Source organism: Rhizobium indicum, assembly GCF_005862305.2.
Taxonomy (GTDB): domain Bacteria; phylum Pseudomonadota; class Alphaproteobacteria; order Rhizobiales; family Rhizobiaceae; genus Rhizobium; species Rhizobium indicum.
In genome coordinates, this window is sequence record NZ_CP054021.1 from 264,056 (window position 1) to 277,958 (window position 13,903).

Below are 13,903 nucleotides of genomic sequence, written 5' to 3' on the forward strand. Positions count from 1 at the left end.
TCTGATTTGGAAGGATCAACGCGCTCATTTGGCGGTGATCTTTGTTCTTCTTGGTGCCAAGAATCGAATTCAACTTGTCGATCTCTCCTTGGTGAATGAGCCGCGGGAATTAGGTTCAGTCCCGCCTTGTGAAGGCGATCTCCCTGAACGGGCATTCCCCCGACAGTAAAGATGATGTGCTGCTTGAGCCGGACCTCAGATATTGATACGGCACTCCGGCGGCTCCGCTCCTTCAACGTTTTCATGCGCGACGATCTTTGGAATGACCCTATACGGCTGTGTCTGGGGCCTTAGCGCGCTCCAGGTCCGCGAGAAACTGCCGCATTAAGGGGGAATCTCCAAACCGGCGATAGTCGCGTTCCGATTTTAGCGAAAACTCGGGATTTTCCCTGACAAGGTCGGCCATTGTCGTTTGGGCATCGCCCAGATCGTCCCTCGCAGCCTGCAGCGCGGTTTGGATTAACAAGCAATTTGCGTCTTGCGGCGACCGGATCAGGCATTCGCGGATGACATTTGCTGCCTCGTCGCGGCGACCGGCCGCGTAGAGAGCCTGCCCATGCACGTAAGCATAATATTCGGGGGCAATTGGATGAAGGCGGCGCGCGCGTCGGCATTCGAAACAGCAGCCGCATAGTCTCCAAATCGAACTTGTGCCTTGGCTAGCGCCATTAGGCTATCTGGGGCGTTCGGGTTGAGCTCCACGGATCGTTTCGCGGCCTGTAGCGCGCCGGGATAGTCGCCGGCGGCGGACAGGCCGAAGCTGAGCACCTGGTAACCGATCGCCAGATTTGGGTCGAGGCGGATAGACTGGCGCGCCTCGCTCAAACCGATTTCCACGTCTCTTTCCGTCGCCCGACCGGTGACCCGTTGCGTCATGTCGAAGATGTACGTCATACCGAGGCTGGCGCGCGCGACCGCATAGGACGGGTCCAGTTCCAGCGCCTTCTGGTAAAGTCCGCGTGCGGCCAGGAGTCCCTCGATATCCTTCGCGTCGTGCTTGAACCGATTTCGGGCCTGCAGGACAACATCGTAGGCCTGCAGGTTCTTCGTCGGGCGCCGGATCGCCACTTCTTGCTCCGTTCTGCCGACATAAGACACGAGACTGGCGACGATCTGGGATGTCAGTTCGCTTTCAACGGAGAAAATATCCTCGACATTCCGGTCATAACTTTGTGTCCAGAGATGTGCTCCGCTTTTCACGTCGATCAGCTGCGCGGCGATACGAAGCTGATCACCGACACGACGCGCGCTTCCATCGACTACATAGGCAACATTCAAGCGGTCACCAATCGTTCGAATGTTACCCGCATCATCCCGCACTGCAGATGTAGAGTCCGGGTCGATCACCTGGAGATCAGGATTGCGCCCAAGCTGGGTCGTAATGTCCTCGGTAAGGCCATCGGCAAAGTAGGCCTGCGCGGGGTCGCCACTCATATTGTCGAAAGGCATCACCGCTACGGACGGTCGCGGATCGATTCTTTCCGCGTTCGCTAGCATGGTAAAGTCGGACGGTATCCCGGCGATCATCGCAGACAGTGGAATTGGCTGAAGCGAAAGCCCGATCCCGAGCGAAATTGCCCCGACCCCATAGGCGAGCCGAACGCCCACGTGGGGCACGAAGGAACGCACGCGGCTCCAACGTCGATTTCGCCGGCTCGGTCGTTTGACGGCGTAGACGTCGAGGCGTTCGGGAATGTTCTTCGCCGTTCGGCGCCCAATATGGGAAAAGCTCTTGCCGCGGCTGCGGTCGGCGCTCAGCACCACCGCGTTACTGACAAAAATGCTACCCGGGTCGGCCATGGCTTCGAGCCGGGAAGCCACGTTGACGCCGTCGCCATAAATGTCGCCATTGTCCTCAATGACATCGCCGAGATTGACGCCGATCCGGAACTCGAATCGTTGGTTCTCGAAGCCGTTCTGGATCTTTACTGCCGCATCCAGCGCGTCGTTGACACTGGGGAAGGTTGCGAGAAAACCGTCGCCAGTGCTTTTGAACGTTCGTCCGCCATGTTGGCTGACAGTCGGTTCGATCAGGTCGTCGAATACAGAGCGGAGCTCTGCGTAAGTTGTCGCCTCGTTTTCAGCCATGAGACGACTGTAGCCAACAATGTCTCCGGCCATGATCGCCGCAAGCTTACGTTCCATCGCCACGGCGGCCGCGCCAGTTAACGCCAGAGCCGCCGAGCAGGTGTCTCCTGTTCAAGTCAACACAGCGGTCCGGCATGTTCGTAATCCTCTAGGGTCGATGCGGAAAAAGGGGCATCCTTGTTTAAAATGGTCGTCCTGTTCAGGCGTCGATCATGCGGAGGGCACCCTCGTGGAGCCGCTGGCCTTGGATGGAAATCCGGGACAACGCTTCCTCGATGGCCTGCAGGTCGATTGGGGTTAGCACGACCTCAGTGGCTCCGAGACTTTCTTTGAGACGGTGTAGTTTCGTGGTGCCGGGGATCGGCGCGATCCAGGGCTTCTGAACGAGAAGCCATGCGAGGGCGAGTTGGGCAGGCGTCGCCCCCTTGCCATCGGCGATCCGCTTTAAGACATCCACCAAAGCCATGTTGGCGGCACGAGCCTCTGGCGAAAAGCGGGGTCCGTTGGCACGGAAATCGGTCGGGGCGATCTTGGTCTCGGCGGTGATCGCACCGGTAAGGAAACCTGCACCGAGAGGGCTCCACGGCACAAATCCGATGCCCAGTTCCTCGCAGGCGGTTAGAATGCCATTCTGCTCGACATCCCTTGTCCAAAGCGAGTACTCGCTCTGCATGGCGGCGAGCGCCTGTACGGTGTGGGCACGGCGGATTGTCGACGCATTGGCTTCCGAAAGACCCCAATGTTTGACCTTGCCCTCTGCGATAAGCCGTCCCACCTCGCCGGCGACATCTTCGATCGGCACGGTGGGATCGACGCGGTGCTGGTAGAGAAGGTCGATCGCGTCCACCTTCAGGCGGGACAGCGAGCCGTCGACAGACTTTCGAATTGTCTTCGGGCGGCTGTCCAGGCCAGTGCGTCCACCGTCAGGGTTCAGGCCGAAACCGAACTTGGTGGCGATGATCACTTGGTCCCGGAAGGGAGCAAGGGCGTCGCCGACCAATTTTTCGTTGATGTAGGGGCCGTAGACTTCGGCGGTGTCGAAAAAGGTAATGCCACTTTCGACGGCCGCGTGGATCATCCGAACGCCATCGACGTGATTGAGCGGCTGACCATAGGTGGTGTTCAACCCCATGCAGCCGAAACCGAGTGCGGAAACCTTTAGTTTCCCGAGGTTGCGCTTTTCCATTGAACTCTCCGATCGCCGTTTCGGACGGATTAAGCCGCCCGCAAATCCTTGCCGCCATTTTGGCAGCAGAACCTTTTGTGCTGAGATGAAGATAGGCCAATGGCTGATTGTTGATTAGTCGCTATAATCGGAATGAGCCTATGTCAGGAGTGGATAAATGCGGCGGCAGGATTTTGGAGAACTGAATGCCTTCATGGTGGTTGCGGAAGAGCGCAGTTTCACACGGGCGGCGGCGAAGCTGGGCACGTCCCAGTCCACGCTCAGCCAGACGATACGGCGCCTAGAGACGCGCCTCGGCCTTAGATTGCTGACTCGCTCGACCCGAAGCGTTGCGCCGACCGAGGCGGGAGAGCGTCTTCTCGAAACGTTGCGCCCCGCCTTCGACGATATCGACGACAGGCTCGCGGCACTGACCGAGTTCCGCGAGAAACCCGCTGGAACGGTTCGAATCAACGCCACTGACCAGGTTGCCGAATCCCTTCTCTGGCCCGCGTTAAAGCGGTTGCTGGCAGATTATCCCGACATTCAGATCGAGCTGACCGCCGAGTCCGGGCTCACCGATATCGTGGCTGGTCGTTACGACGCAGGCGTTCGTCTGGGCGAACTCGTCGATAAGGACATGATCGCCGTGCGCATCGGACCGGAAATGCGCATGGTGGCTGTCGCTTCACCCGCATATTTCGCCCGCAATCCGACACCGCTGACCCCACACGATCTCGCGAAACATGAGTGCATCAACCTGCGCCTGCCTTCCCTTGGCGGGCTATACGCCTGGGAATTCGAGAAGGACGGGCATGAGCTGCGTGTCCGGGTAGAAGGGTCGTTGGCATTTAATAGTGGTAGATTGATCATTGCCGCGGCCCTTGATGGCTTTGGCATAGGCTACGTGACAAGTGATTACGCCGACAAGCCAGTCAAAGACGGACGATTGATGAGCGTGCTGGAGGACTGGTCGCCCCCGTTTGCAGGCTACCATCTCTACTATCCCAGCCGCCGACAGCTAACGCCCGCGTTTGCGCTCGTCGTGGACGCGCTCCGCTATCGCCGTGTCTAGGCCAGTTCGATAGAGTATTTATTCATTTCAGCTCATGCTTGCCGGATTTGCTGGTCATCTCTCGGAGGTGAGACGGCAGTGATGATCGTTGATGGGGCTGCCTATGCGGACGAATATCGTTCCACGAACCGAAGGCAAATCGCTTGATAGGTCGCCTTCTGCTTGAGAATGGAGCCGGTGATCGATATGCGAACAAGCGCTCATGCTAGCAGCAGGCCAGCAATTCCGGCCAAAGTCGCGACACCGCCGGCGATCGCGAAACGAACCGCATAGGCGATGCTCCCCATACTTGCAGCAAGAACGGCTTTTGCAAGAAAGTTGGCGAAAGCGGCGACCGCTATGGCGCGAGCGGCCGCATCCGCGGGCACCTGGATGGATGGCAATTTCGCCACGGCAAGCGTTATCGCATCGAGATCGCCCAGTCCTGTGATGAACGCAAGCGCGATCAGCGACTGAGTTCCAAAGACGGTCAAGGTCATTCGCGTTAGGACTGTCACGACGGCGAGAACGAGTGCGAAGCGCAGCACGACCATCACCTCGAGCGGGTTTCGGGGTGAAAAATCGGTGCTATCATCCGGGCGTTGCAGCAATGCGGCGAAGCCGCCAGCTATGGCGAGGATAGCGGCAGCCGGAGCGAGGGATAGAGCAAGATCCCTGAAAATGGCTGGTGCAATGACGCTGCAAATCAAAAGCACGCGGGCGAGAGAAACGGCTCCCGCCAGCATTGCGCCCGCCGAGAGGAGTGGCGAGAGGGCAGGCATCTGCTTCGATTGACGGGCAAAGGAAAGCGTCAGGGCCGTCGAGGAGACGATGCCACCGCTGGTCCCGGTCAGCAATATTCCGGCTCGGGCGCCGCTCAGCTTGATCAGGATATAACCGGCAAAGGAAACGGCTCCCACGAGGATCGTCATCATCCAAAGCTCGAAAGGATTGATTGCCTGCCAAGGATCAATCGGCCTGTTGGGAAGGATCGGGAGGATGACGATGGTCATCGTCAAGAGGATCAGGGCGGCCCTGAGCTCAAGCCAGGTCAATCGGCGAAGAAATCCATGCAACGGTTCCCGCGCTGCAAGAAGGGCGGTTATTGCCACAGCGCTTGCGGCCGTTACCGTCATATCCGCCACAACCGCACCAAAGCCCAGCGCAAAGACCGCCAGGGCCGCAATGGTGCCGGTGGCGCTGTAATCCTCTTCTTGTGCCGCCTGCATGCGGCTGAAGAGGAGAACCGTGATGCAAAAGAATATAAAGATAGCTGTCGGCAGAATCGGTCCTGTCACAGGCTGCAGGAAACCGCAGAAACCGCCAAGGAAACTTGACAGGCCATAGGTGCGGATACCGGCTACTCTTTTGCCTGGCGCAGCCTCACGATCCCGCCAGCCGCGCTCAATGCCGACAAGGATGCCGATTGCAAGCGCCAGGCTGAGGCGCTGGAATGCTTCCGTCGTTACCAATGATGTCATCATCCGATGGGTCCAAGCGCGCCAGCTGATTCATCGAAGGCAGTTGCGCCGTATATGCCATTGCTGTTCATCCGCAAGCTGCTGCTCGGCGGCGTCCGGACGGGTTTGCGCCGCGAAGTGCTGATATTCAATCGCGCTTCGCATTTCATCGCTTAACATAGATCGTTGCCGCTTCGCCCAACGAATTCCGCTTGCTTCCTGATGAGGACGGTCAATATCACGCTCGCGCTTTCGCGGTGGAGCGACCTTGATCTTCGTCAAAGCGCGGGAGACACCTCTGCGCTATGATACCTCCAATCATCGGGAGGACATCAGCCGTGAAAGCACAATTCCATTTACCGCTGGCCACCTATCCAGACGCAAGCTCCTTCTCGCTCCTTCAGAACGCTGTCGCTGTTTCCCTTCACCAGAAGGCCGGGTTGACGGCAAGTATACCGCTGGTCAGGATCGAACCCTTTCAGCCGCGATTTCCATCACTCCTTGACGTAGACAAAATGCGTGCGGAGGCGGAGCGATTGAGTAAAGACAATGGAACCGTTCTCGGGCAGACGCTCCATGATTATGCGAAAAAAGCCGAGGTCGAGGTCGAGATCCAGCCATTCGATGCGAGGGAGCCATTTGTCGCACAAACTCTTGCCGAGTTGTCGCGCGTATACGATCTTTCCATTTTGGAAGCATCTGTGCTGATGAGGCCGCTGATCGAGAGCGTGCTGTTTGAAAGCGGGAGACCGCTCCTGCTTTTCCCCCCGGATAATTTCTGCGGCCGGATCGATGCTGTCGCCGTCGCCTGGGATGGAGGAGCCACCGTCGCGCGGGCACTGGCGGGTGCCAGGTTCTTGCTGGAACGGGTATCGCGTGTCGTCCTGATTTCCGTCACCGATGATAAGCAGATTGACGAGCGCAGCCGAGATCACCTTGCGGCTGCGCTTCGGAAGGCTGGTCTTGCCGTCGATGTCGCAGCCGTGCAAGCGAAGGGAGATTCGCCAGCCAGCGTCATTCAAGCTGCCGCCCTGGAACACAAGGCAGATTTGCTCGTCGCCGGCGCATTCGGTCATTCGAGACTACGCGAATTCCTCTTGGGAGGGGTGACACGGTCGCTGTTGACCCACCTCGAAATGCCCACTCTCCTTTGTCACTAATTCAGAGTGCGCGCGGCGCGTCGCCGATAGCAGCAATATCGCCATCACCGAAAGTCTGATGCCACAACCAACGCTTTGGAAGGAATCAATGAACCTGCGCGACGTCTGAAGGCATCGGCTTGGCAAGCTCCTTGACGATCGCTTCAAGCGCATCGGCCGTCGTCCGCAGGCCGGATGACCGCGCAATTTTCAGTGCCGCTTTGCAATGAGCGGACAATTCGTCTTGCTCCCCGTGATCATTCGTCGGGAAGACGATGCCCGCATATTGCGACGGGTTTCCGGCTTCATCCCTGAAGCAGCGGCCCAAGGCCGCGACGCCGACTATTTGCCCGCTTCGATCAAATACCCGATAATCACAGCGATACGGATTTCCTGTGATCACCGATTCTGAAATTGCCTTGGCCACGGATGGCTTGTCGTCCGGATGAATCCGGTCGAGGTATCTGATGACCGGCAGCCCCGTGAGAGTCTCTTCGGGATCAAGCCCAAAGAGGTTTGCCAGCGCCGAATCCGCATAAACCTTGTCGGTCGCCAAGTCCCAGGTGAAAATGCCAGGCTCTTCGGTAAAAGAAAATTCGGACGTTCCCAAAGCTCTGTTGACAAGACTCATTCCGCATCCCCGGTCTGCACGCCAATGCTGCCGGGTGGCTAGGTCACCTGGCTCTTGAAAGAATACGACGCGCTCGATCAGCGACAGGGCGGTCGACCATTTCACCCCCGATTTTAGCCACGTTTCCATCGGACGCAACTGCAAGGACAATCCACGGGCCTGCGACCACCAGACACGCTCGTTGCGCGCAACCAGCGGCGTCGTTTTCTTGACGGGAACGGCGAAGATGTGCTCCACCTCGGCTTCGACTTTCCAGAATGCGACGAAGCTGACAAGACCGGCGCGAAGGGTTGACGGAAATCATGACGAAAATCGATCTCAATTCTGATCTGGGGGAGGCGTTTGGACCCTGGCGCATGGGCGACGACAAGGCGATCCTTGACGTCGTTACCAGTGCGAACATCGCATGCGGCGGGCACGCCGGAGATCCCGCGACCATGGTGGAGACGCTCGCGCTCGCAAGCGAACGGGGTGTCGTCGCCGGAGCCCATCCGGGCTTTGCAGATCGCGAGGGCTTCGGGCGACGTCTGATCCCCTTGAGCATCCGGGAAGTGGAGCAGCTTGTGGCGACGCAGACAGGCGCGCTGATGGGAGCTGCGGCTCTGGCGGGCGCCCGCGTCCGCTACGTCAAACCACACGGCGCACTCGCCAATTGGGCGGCCGACGAACGGCCGGTCGCCGACGCCATCATACGCGCAACCCGAGCGGTTTCGCCGGAACTTGCCATACTGGCGATCTCCGGGACAGAGCTGGAGCATGCGGCCCGCGATGCCGGGATGACCGTCTTCAGCGAGATTTTTGCCGACCGCGGCTACCTCTCCACGGGTCGGCTCGTTCCGCGCAACTTGCCGGGAGCGATGATCGATGATCCCGCGGAGGCGGCTTCGAGATTGATCGGGTACCTGTCCAGCGGCCTCATGCCGACGGTCGACGGCGTTCCGATCCCTCTCGATGTGCATTCGATCTGCGTTCACGGGGACAGCCCAGGAGCGCTCGCCATGGCCGTCCACGTGCGCCAGGAACTGCAAAAGGCAGGCATCGAGGTGGCACCATTCCTCCAGCCGACACAGGAAAACAGGTGATGGCCAAAGGCTATCTTATCGCCCAGGTTACCGTCACCGATCCGGAAGCCTACGGGACCTGCGCGCGGGCAGCGGATGCGGATTTCATTCTGATCGAAGGCGCCGACTGAGGTGCCACAGGACCCGTCCGCATCGCCCGGCAGCGTTCCGACCTACCGCCCGGTGGGCGGGCACGCGGTGCTCGTCGAATTCGGCGCGACCATCGATAAATGGATCCACGATCAGGTCGTCAAGCTGGATGCCGCCTTGAAGGCGGCACCCTTTGAAGGATTCGTCGAAGCCGTTCCGGCCTATGCCAGCATTCTCGTATGCTTCGATCCGCTCGTGGCCGATCACCGGACAACGGAGGCGGCCATTGAGGAGCTTCTGGGGGCTGAGGTTCCAGAGACGATCGGAGCGATGCGCGAAGTCGAAGTCTGCTACGATCCTGATCTTGCGCCCGATCTTGCCGCCGTCGCCGAGGCAAGCGGATTATCGCCGGAAGACGTTATATCCGCCCATCTCTCCGGCGACTACAGCGTCTTCATGTACGGCTTCGCTCCAGGATACGCTTACCTCGCAGGCGTGCCCAAAGCCATTCAGCAGCCGAGGAAGCCGGCGCCTATTCGCGGCATCGCCGCCGGAAGCGTGCTGATCGCCGGTCCGCAATGCCTGGTGAGCACGCTCACCATGCCGACCGGCTGGTGGATCATCGGCCGCTCGCCGACGAAGATCCTCGACGCCGCGTCCAACGACCGTCCGTTCCTCTTCGACGTCGGCGACGCGGTGCGTTTCCGCCGCATATCGAGGGCCGAATTCGACGCGAGGTGCCTCGCATGAGCGAAGCGGTCCTTGCAATCAACTTCGCAGGCCCTCACGTCGCTGTCCAGGACGGAGGACGTCGCGGATTGATGCGTTACGGCGTCCCGGCCTCCGGTCCCATGGACAGGACCTCGTTTGCCGCCGCCAACGTCGCCGTCGGCAATCCTGCCTGTCAGCCCGCAATCGAAGTCTCTATGGGCGGCCTGGTTCTCGACTGCGTGTCGGGGGAGGTTACGTTCGCCGTCGCGGGAGGGGGATTCATCGTAGAGCATGCCGGCGACAAGCGCGGCGCATGGATGGTCGCCACCTTGAGGGCCGGCGAGCGACTGGCAGTTCGTCCGGGACACTGGGGAAGCTGGACGTATCTGGCCTTCGCCGGTCATATCGAGGCGAAGACCTGGCTGGGCAGCATGTCGACGCACAGTCTCTCCGGCCTCGGCGGCGGGCGCCTTGCAGCCGGGCAGACCATCACCGTCGCCGACCCGGAAGTGCGAGACGATCGACATGGTCCGATTACATGTCCGGTCATCGCAAGACCGCGATCCGAGCTGCGTGTGGTGGTCGGTCCACAGGATCGGTTCTTCTCGAAAGGAACCTTGTCGAATTTCCTTTCGTCGCCCTTCCGCCTGAGCGACGCCTATGACCGCATGGGTGTACGTCTTCAAGGTCCGTCGCTTGCACCAAGCGTCGCGTTGGACATGCCGTCGGAAGCGATCGTGCGGGGCTCGGTGCAGGTCGCCGGAGACGGTGTTCCCACCATTCTGCTGGCCGACCACCAGACGACCGGAGGATATCCCAAGATCGCCACGGTGGTGGATTCGGATCTGGACGCCTTCGTCCAGCTACGCCCACGCGACCATATCGGTTTCCTGGCCGTGACACCGCAGCAGGCGATCGAACACATTCGGCTTCGGGCTTCGACGGTGTCCCGTTACCTCGCGGCGCTGTAGAGGACCTCGCCAGGTTTTTCATGCGCGAAAAGCTTGGCAAGACTGTCAGGCTGGTGGTAATCTTTACCACCACAAGAGTCTGGAGGTGCCACATGGCCAATGTTGAAAAGATCAGCGTCTCAATGACGCCGCAGCAGGCGGACCTGCTTCGCGACGCGGTCAAGAGCGGTGCCTATGCCAGCAGCAGCGAAGTAATCCGCGAAGCCATGCGTGACTGGTCAGCCAAATGGGAAACCCGCAAGGGCGACATCCAGCGTCTGCGGACCCTGTGGTCCGAAGGCAAGGCGAGTGGCACGGCCATCCCGGCCGACTTTGATGATGCGCTTGAAGAGGCGCGCCAGGAAGCCAAGTCTACCGCCTCGCATGCCCGCTAAGCTGATCTGGACACCCGCCGCCCGTGCCGGCGCGAAGAAAATTTACGTCGACATCGCCCGCGAGCAGCCCCAGGCGGCCGAGCGGTATTTCCAGCGGTTCCGTATCAAGGCCACGTCGCTGATCGAGCAGCCGCGCCTGGGCCAGCGTCATCCGGAGATCCATCCGGCCGCCCGCATGCTGGTCGAGGCGCCCTATGTGATCCTCTATCAAACTCATCCCAACACGGATGACGGTCCCATCGAGATCGTGGAGATCGTTCACGTCGTCGATGGCCGGCGTGATTTGGCAGCGCTCTACTAGCCAAGCGGCACGATTAGAAGGGCACTCTTTCCCTTGGCCAATGTCGCGGGCGTAGTCAGCGCCGCCGACGCCCGCGATACCGCCACCGTATACGCTTGGAGCTGCCGTTAGCTCGAAGTAGTGTTCAGGAAAATCCAGATTCAATTCGGGGGCACCATGGATTTTCTGAACGTCGCGGCTATCGTTTTCTTCCTTCTCGTCTGGGTGGCGGTCGAGCCTTTGATGGCAGCGGGATGGCCGAGAAGGAACGATAGCCTTTCCGTCGATATGGTGCGCATTCGCACAGCCTGGATGCGCGAGGTTCTGACGCGTGACAACAACTTCATCGGCGACGCCGCGATCCTCGGGCACACGATCAATTCGGCATCCTTCTTCGGCTCCGCCAATCTCATCGTCATCGTTGGCCTGAGCGGCGCGCTGTTCATGGAGCCGAACTATGGGTCGGGTGGCGGGCTGATCGCAATGTTTGCGGCTCAGGACCCAGCGTGGTTTTTCCAGTGCAAAGTCCTCCTGATCATGGCGACGCTGCTGCGGGGACTATCCGATTTCATCTGGGCGGTCCGGCAGATCAACTACTGTCTGGCGGCGATCGGGGCCAGCCCATCCCGGGATGAAGACAGGGACATCGCCGGTTGGACAAACGCCCTGACTCTCGTTTTGAACCCTGCGCTTCGATCGTTCAGCGTCGGTGTCCGATCTTACTACTTCACCTTTGCAGCCGCTTTCTGGTTTCTCGGGCCGATCCCCTTCGCTGTTGCCACCATCCTCAGCGTCGGCATTTTGATCTGGCGTCAATCCTGGTCGGATGCTGCAAAAGGGATCATGGCCATACGGAAGCTGCTTGACTAGAACAGGATGATTTTAGGCCAGGTCGGCCTAAAAACTGAATCCTGTTATAAATTTAAGAGTTAGAGCCGAGCCTTAGGCCGGGCTGAACAGAAGCGGTATCTTACTGGCGGTGTCCGATGGATCGTCTCGAAGCGATGCGCATATTGCTGGCGGTCGTCGACGCCGGGAGCATCTCGGCCGGCAGCAGGAAGCTCAACGCGCCGCTACCCAGCGTCAGCCGCAAGGTGGCCGAACTTGAGCGACATCTTGGGGCAAACCTCATCGTCCGCACCAGCCGCAATCTGCAGCTGACCGATGCCGGACGCGACTATGTCGATGCCGCCCGAAAGATCATGGCGGATCTCGATGAGGCCGAACGAAGGGCGTCCGGGGAATACCAGACGCCCAGAGGCGTGCTGACGATCACGATACCGATCGAATACGGCAGCCGCTACGTGCTGCCCGTTGCGCTGAGCTTCATGGACAAATACCGGGAGGTGTCGCTGAACCTTCTGTCGCTCGACCGCACGGTCGATCTCGTGTCCGAGCAGGTGGATATCGCGATCCGTCTCGGCGAGCTCGCCGACAGCGCCCTCCATGCCGTCAAGATCGGTGAATTCCGCCTGCTGACCTGTGCGAGCCCTGCCTATCTCAAGCGGCATGGCATGCCGGAGCGTCCCGGCGACCTCATCGATCGCGACGGAATCATCTTCAACAAGCGAACATTCTTCTGGACCTTCGACGTCGACGGCACGCCGATTGAGGCGGTGCCCCGCAACCGGCTGGAGGTGAATACGGCGGCGAATTGTGTTGCGGCGGCGGTCGGCGGGGCGGGGATCGCGCGGCTGTTCGATTATCAGGTTCCCGACGAGCTGGCGTCTGGCGCGCTCGTTCCCATCCTTCGCGATTTTGACGGGCCACCTCAGCCGATACATATCGTCTACGCGCGACAGGGGCTTCTTGCGTTGAAGGTACGGGCTTTCGTCGACTGGGCATTGCCGCGGCTGCGGGCGCGTCATCACGAAGATAATCAAACATTATCTGAATGATGTGCGGATCTCTTCGACCATTTGTTTCGGATTATGAAGATGCGGGAAGTGGCCGATACCTGAGAGGATATCGACTTTTGCACCGATCTTGGCGGCGAACTCGATGCCCATCTCTCTTGTGATATAGATGTCTTTCTCGCCCCAGATCACCTTCACGGGCGTCTTCAGCCAGGTGAGGTTGGCCTCGAGATAATGCTGATCGCCGGTGAAATTCGCGTAGTAGTGGGCGAAGGCATCCGCTGAAGTCATTCCGTCAAGGCTCCACGAACGGGTCATGTCCTGCTGGACGTCAGCCGGCAGATCGAATTGCTCATCGGGCGAGAGGCCGCGCCTGTGCACGTTCTGAAGGATCTCGTCGCTTGTCTTGTTCATGTAGGCACGGGTCGGCGAGGCGGTCGGCTCGGCTTTGAGGTTCTGCAGGTTCTCCCACATGTATTGCGGCCGGTCGAACGGCGCGAAGTCTCCGACGATGATCTGCCTGGCGATCGTCGGCTCGTCGAGAGCAAGCAGCAGGACGGGCAGGGCACCGATGTCAGTCGCGTAGATCACGAGCTTCGACCGGTCGATGCCTGCCCGGTCGATATAGGCCTTCAACACCTGGGCGTACGCCCTCGGCGCATAGGAAAACCGTTCCGAAGCCGGGCGCGACGATTGCCCGTAGCCCGGCCAATCGAAGGCATGGACGTCGTAGTCGTGAGCAAGCGTTGTCGCGATGCCGTTCCACACCGTCAGTGTTTCCGGAAACCCATGGAGGAAAAGCACGGTGCCTTTTGGCGCGGGGGCGCGGATTGCCATCCTCCTCAGCGTCAGGACTTCGTCGATCTCGATGAAGCCGACGGCGTCGTGCGCGGCTTGCGTACAAGCGAAGGCTTCAGACGACTGGGAAGCGGGAGTTGCCGCGACTGATGCAGCATTTACGGTTTTGTCCTTAGACATAGGATGTCCTTTCTGAACGGCGGTCAGCCAAAGCCCAAAAGCCGG

General features: G+C 59.8%; 14 protein-coding genes and 1 pseudogene. 9 read left to right on the forward strand and 6 right to left on the reverse strand.

Annotated elements, in window-relative coordinates:
• Positions 1-268: 268 nt before the first annotated feature.
• Together FFM53_RS01270 and FFM53_RS01275 are read right to left on the reverse strand one after the other, a co-directional pair.
• Positions 269-2,145, reverse strand: a pseudogene (locus tag FFM53_RS01270) (adenylate/guanylate cyclase domain-containing protein).
• Between the two features lie 142 nt (positions 2,146-2,287).
• The gene (locus tag FFM53_RS01275; protein ID WP_138389158.1) at positions 2,288-3,274 is read right to left on the reverse strand and encodes an aldo/keto reductase; all 987 of its coding nucleotides are present in this window, start codon (positions 3,272-3,274) and stop codon (positions 2,288-2,290) included.
• A gap of 157 nt (positions 3,275-3,431) precedes the next feature.
• Between FFM53_RS01275 and FFM53_RS01280 the strand changes: the two genes are divergently transcribed.
• The gene (locus tag FFM53_RS01280; protein WP_138329430.1) at positions 3,432-4,328 is read left to right on the forward strand and encodes a LysR family transcriptional regulator; all 897 of its coding nucleotides are present in this window, start codon (positions 3,432-3,434) and stop codon (positions 4,326-4,328) included.
• 200 nt (positions 4,329-4,528) lie between these two features.
• Here the strand turns inward: FFM53_RS01280 and FFM53_RS01285 are convergent, their stop codons facing one another.
• Together FFM53_RS01285 and FFM53_RS01290 are read right to left on the reverse strand one after the other, a co-directional pair.
• On the reverse strand, positions 4,529-5,791 hold the full coding sequence (locus FFM53_RS01285; RefSeq protein ID WP_138329431.1) for an MgtC/SapB family protein: 1,263 nt from the start codon (positions 5,789-5,791) through the stop codon (positions 4,529-4,531).
• A 27-nt stretch (positions 5,792-5,818) separates the two neighbouring features.
• On the reverse strand, positions 5,819-6,049 hold the full coding sequence (locus FFM53_RS01290) for a hypothetical protein (RefSeq protein WP_173883523.1): 231 nt from the start codon (positions 6,047-6,049) through the stop codon (positions 5,819-5,821).
• A 56-nt stretch (positions 6,050-6,105) separates the two neighbouring features.
• Here FFM53_RS01290 and FFM53_RS01295 point away from each other — a divergent pair, with 56 nt between their 5' ends.
• Positions 6,106-6,927, forward strand: a complete 822-nt coding sequence (locus FFM53_RS01295; protein WP_138329432.1) for a universal stress protein — start codon at positions 6,106-6,108, stop codon at positions 6,925-6,927.
• An 85-nt stretch (positions 6,928-7,012) separates the two neighbouring features.
• Here FFM53_RS01295 and FFM53_RS01300 read toward each other — a convergent pair whose 3' ends face one another.
• Positions 7,013-7,537, reverse strand: coding sequence for a PAS domain-containing protein (locus tag FFM53_RS01300; protein ID WP_138330047.1), 525 nt, complete (start codon positions 7,535-7,537; stop codon positions 7,013-7,015).
• Positions 7,538-7,839: 302 nt separating this feature from the next.
• On the opposite strand from FFM53_RS01300, the gene FFM53_RS01305 reads away from it, so the two are divergent.
• The 7 genes from FFM53_RS01305 (at position 7,840) to FFM53_RS01335 (ending at position 12,922) form a co-directional block, all read left to right on the forward strand.
• Positions 7,840-8,619: a LamB/YcsF family protein gene (locus tag FFM53_RS01305; RefSeq protein WP_138389159.1), complete on the forward strand. Its 780-nt coding sequence runs from the start codon at positions 7,840-7,842 to the stop codon at positions 8,617-8,619.
• A gap of 111 nt (positions 8,620-8,730) precedes the next feature.
• Positions 8,731-9,438 (forward strand): 5-oxoprolinase subunit B family protein, encoded by a 708-nt coding sequence (locus FFM53_RS01310; RefSeq protein WP_173883524.1) that lies wholly within the window; start codon positions 8,731-8,733, stop codon positions 9,436-9,438.
• Positions 9,426-10,370 (forward strand): 5-oxoprolinase subunit C family protein, encoded by a 945-nt coding sequence (locus tag FFM53_RS01315; protein ID WP_138389160.1) that lies wholly within the window; start codon positions 9,426-9,428, stop codon positions 10,368-10,370. The genes FFM53_RS01310 and FFM53_RS01315 overlap by 13 nt, the downstream gene beginning before the upstream one ends.
• Positions 10,371-10,462: 92 nt before the next feature.
• The gene (locus FFM53_RS01320; protein ID WP_138329435.1) at positions 10,463-10,744 is read left to right on the forward strand and encodes a ribbon-helix-helix domain-containing protein; all 282 of its coding nucleotides are present in this window, start codon (positions 10,463-10,465) and stop codon (positions 10,742-10,744) included.
• Positions 10,734-11,045, forward strand: a complete 312-nt coding sequence (locus FFM53_RS01325; RefSeq protein ID WP_138389161.1) for a type II toxin-antitoxin system RelE/ParE family toxin — start codon at positions 10,734-10,736, stop codon at positions 11,043-11,045. Before FFM53_RS01320 ends, FFM53_RS01325 begins: the two co-directional genes overlap by 11 nt.
• Before the next feature lie 156 nt (positions 11,046-11,201).
• Complete coding sequence (locus FFM53_RS01330) at positions 11,202-11,894, forward strand: DUF599 domain-containing protein (protein ID WP_130818071.1); 693 nt, start codon at positions 11,202-11,204, stop codon at positions 11,892-11,894.
• Positions 11,895-12,010: 116 nt separating this feature from the next.
• Complete coding sequence (locus tag FFM53_RS01335; protein WP_138389162.1) at positions 12,011-12,922, forward strand: LysR family transcriptional regulator; 912 nt, start codon at positions 12,011-12,013, stop codon at positions 12,920-12,922.
• Here FFM53_RS01335 and FFM53_RS01340 read toward each other — a convergent pair.
• Entirely contained in the window at positions 12,911-13,858 is a 948-nt protein-coding gene (locus tag FFM53_RS01340; RefSeq protein WP_138389163.1) for an alpha/beta fold hydrolase, read from the reverse strand. The two genes, FFM53_RS01335 and FFM53_RS01340, sit on opposite strands and share 12 nt — an antisense overlap.
• Positions 13,859-13,903: the final 45 nt, after the last annotated feature.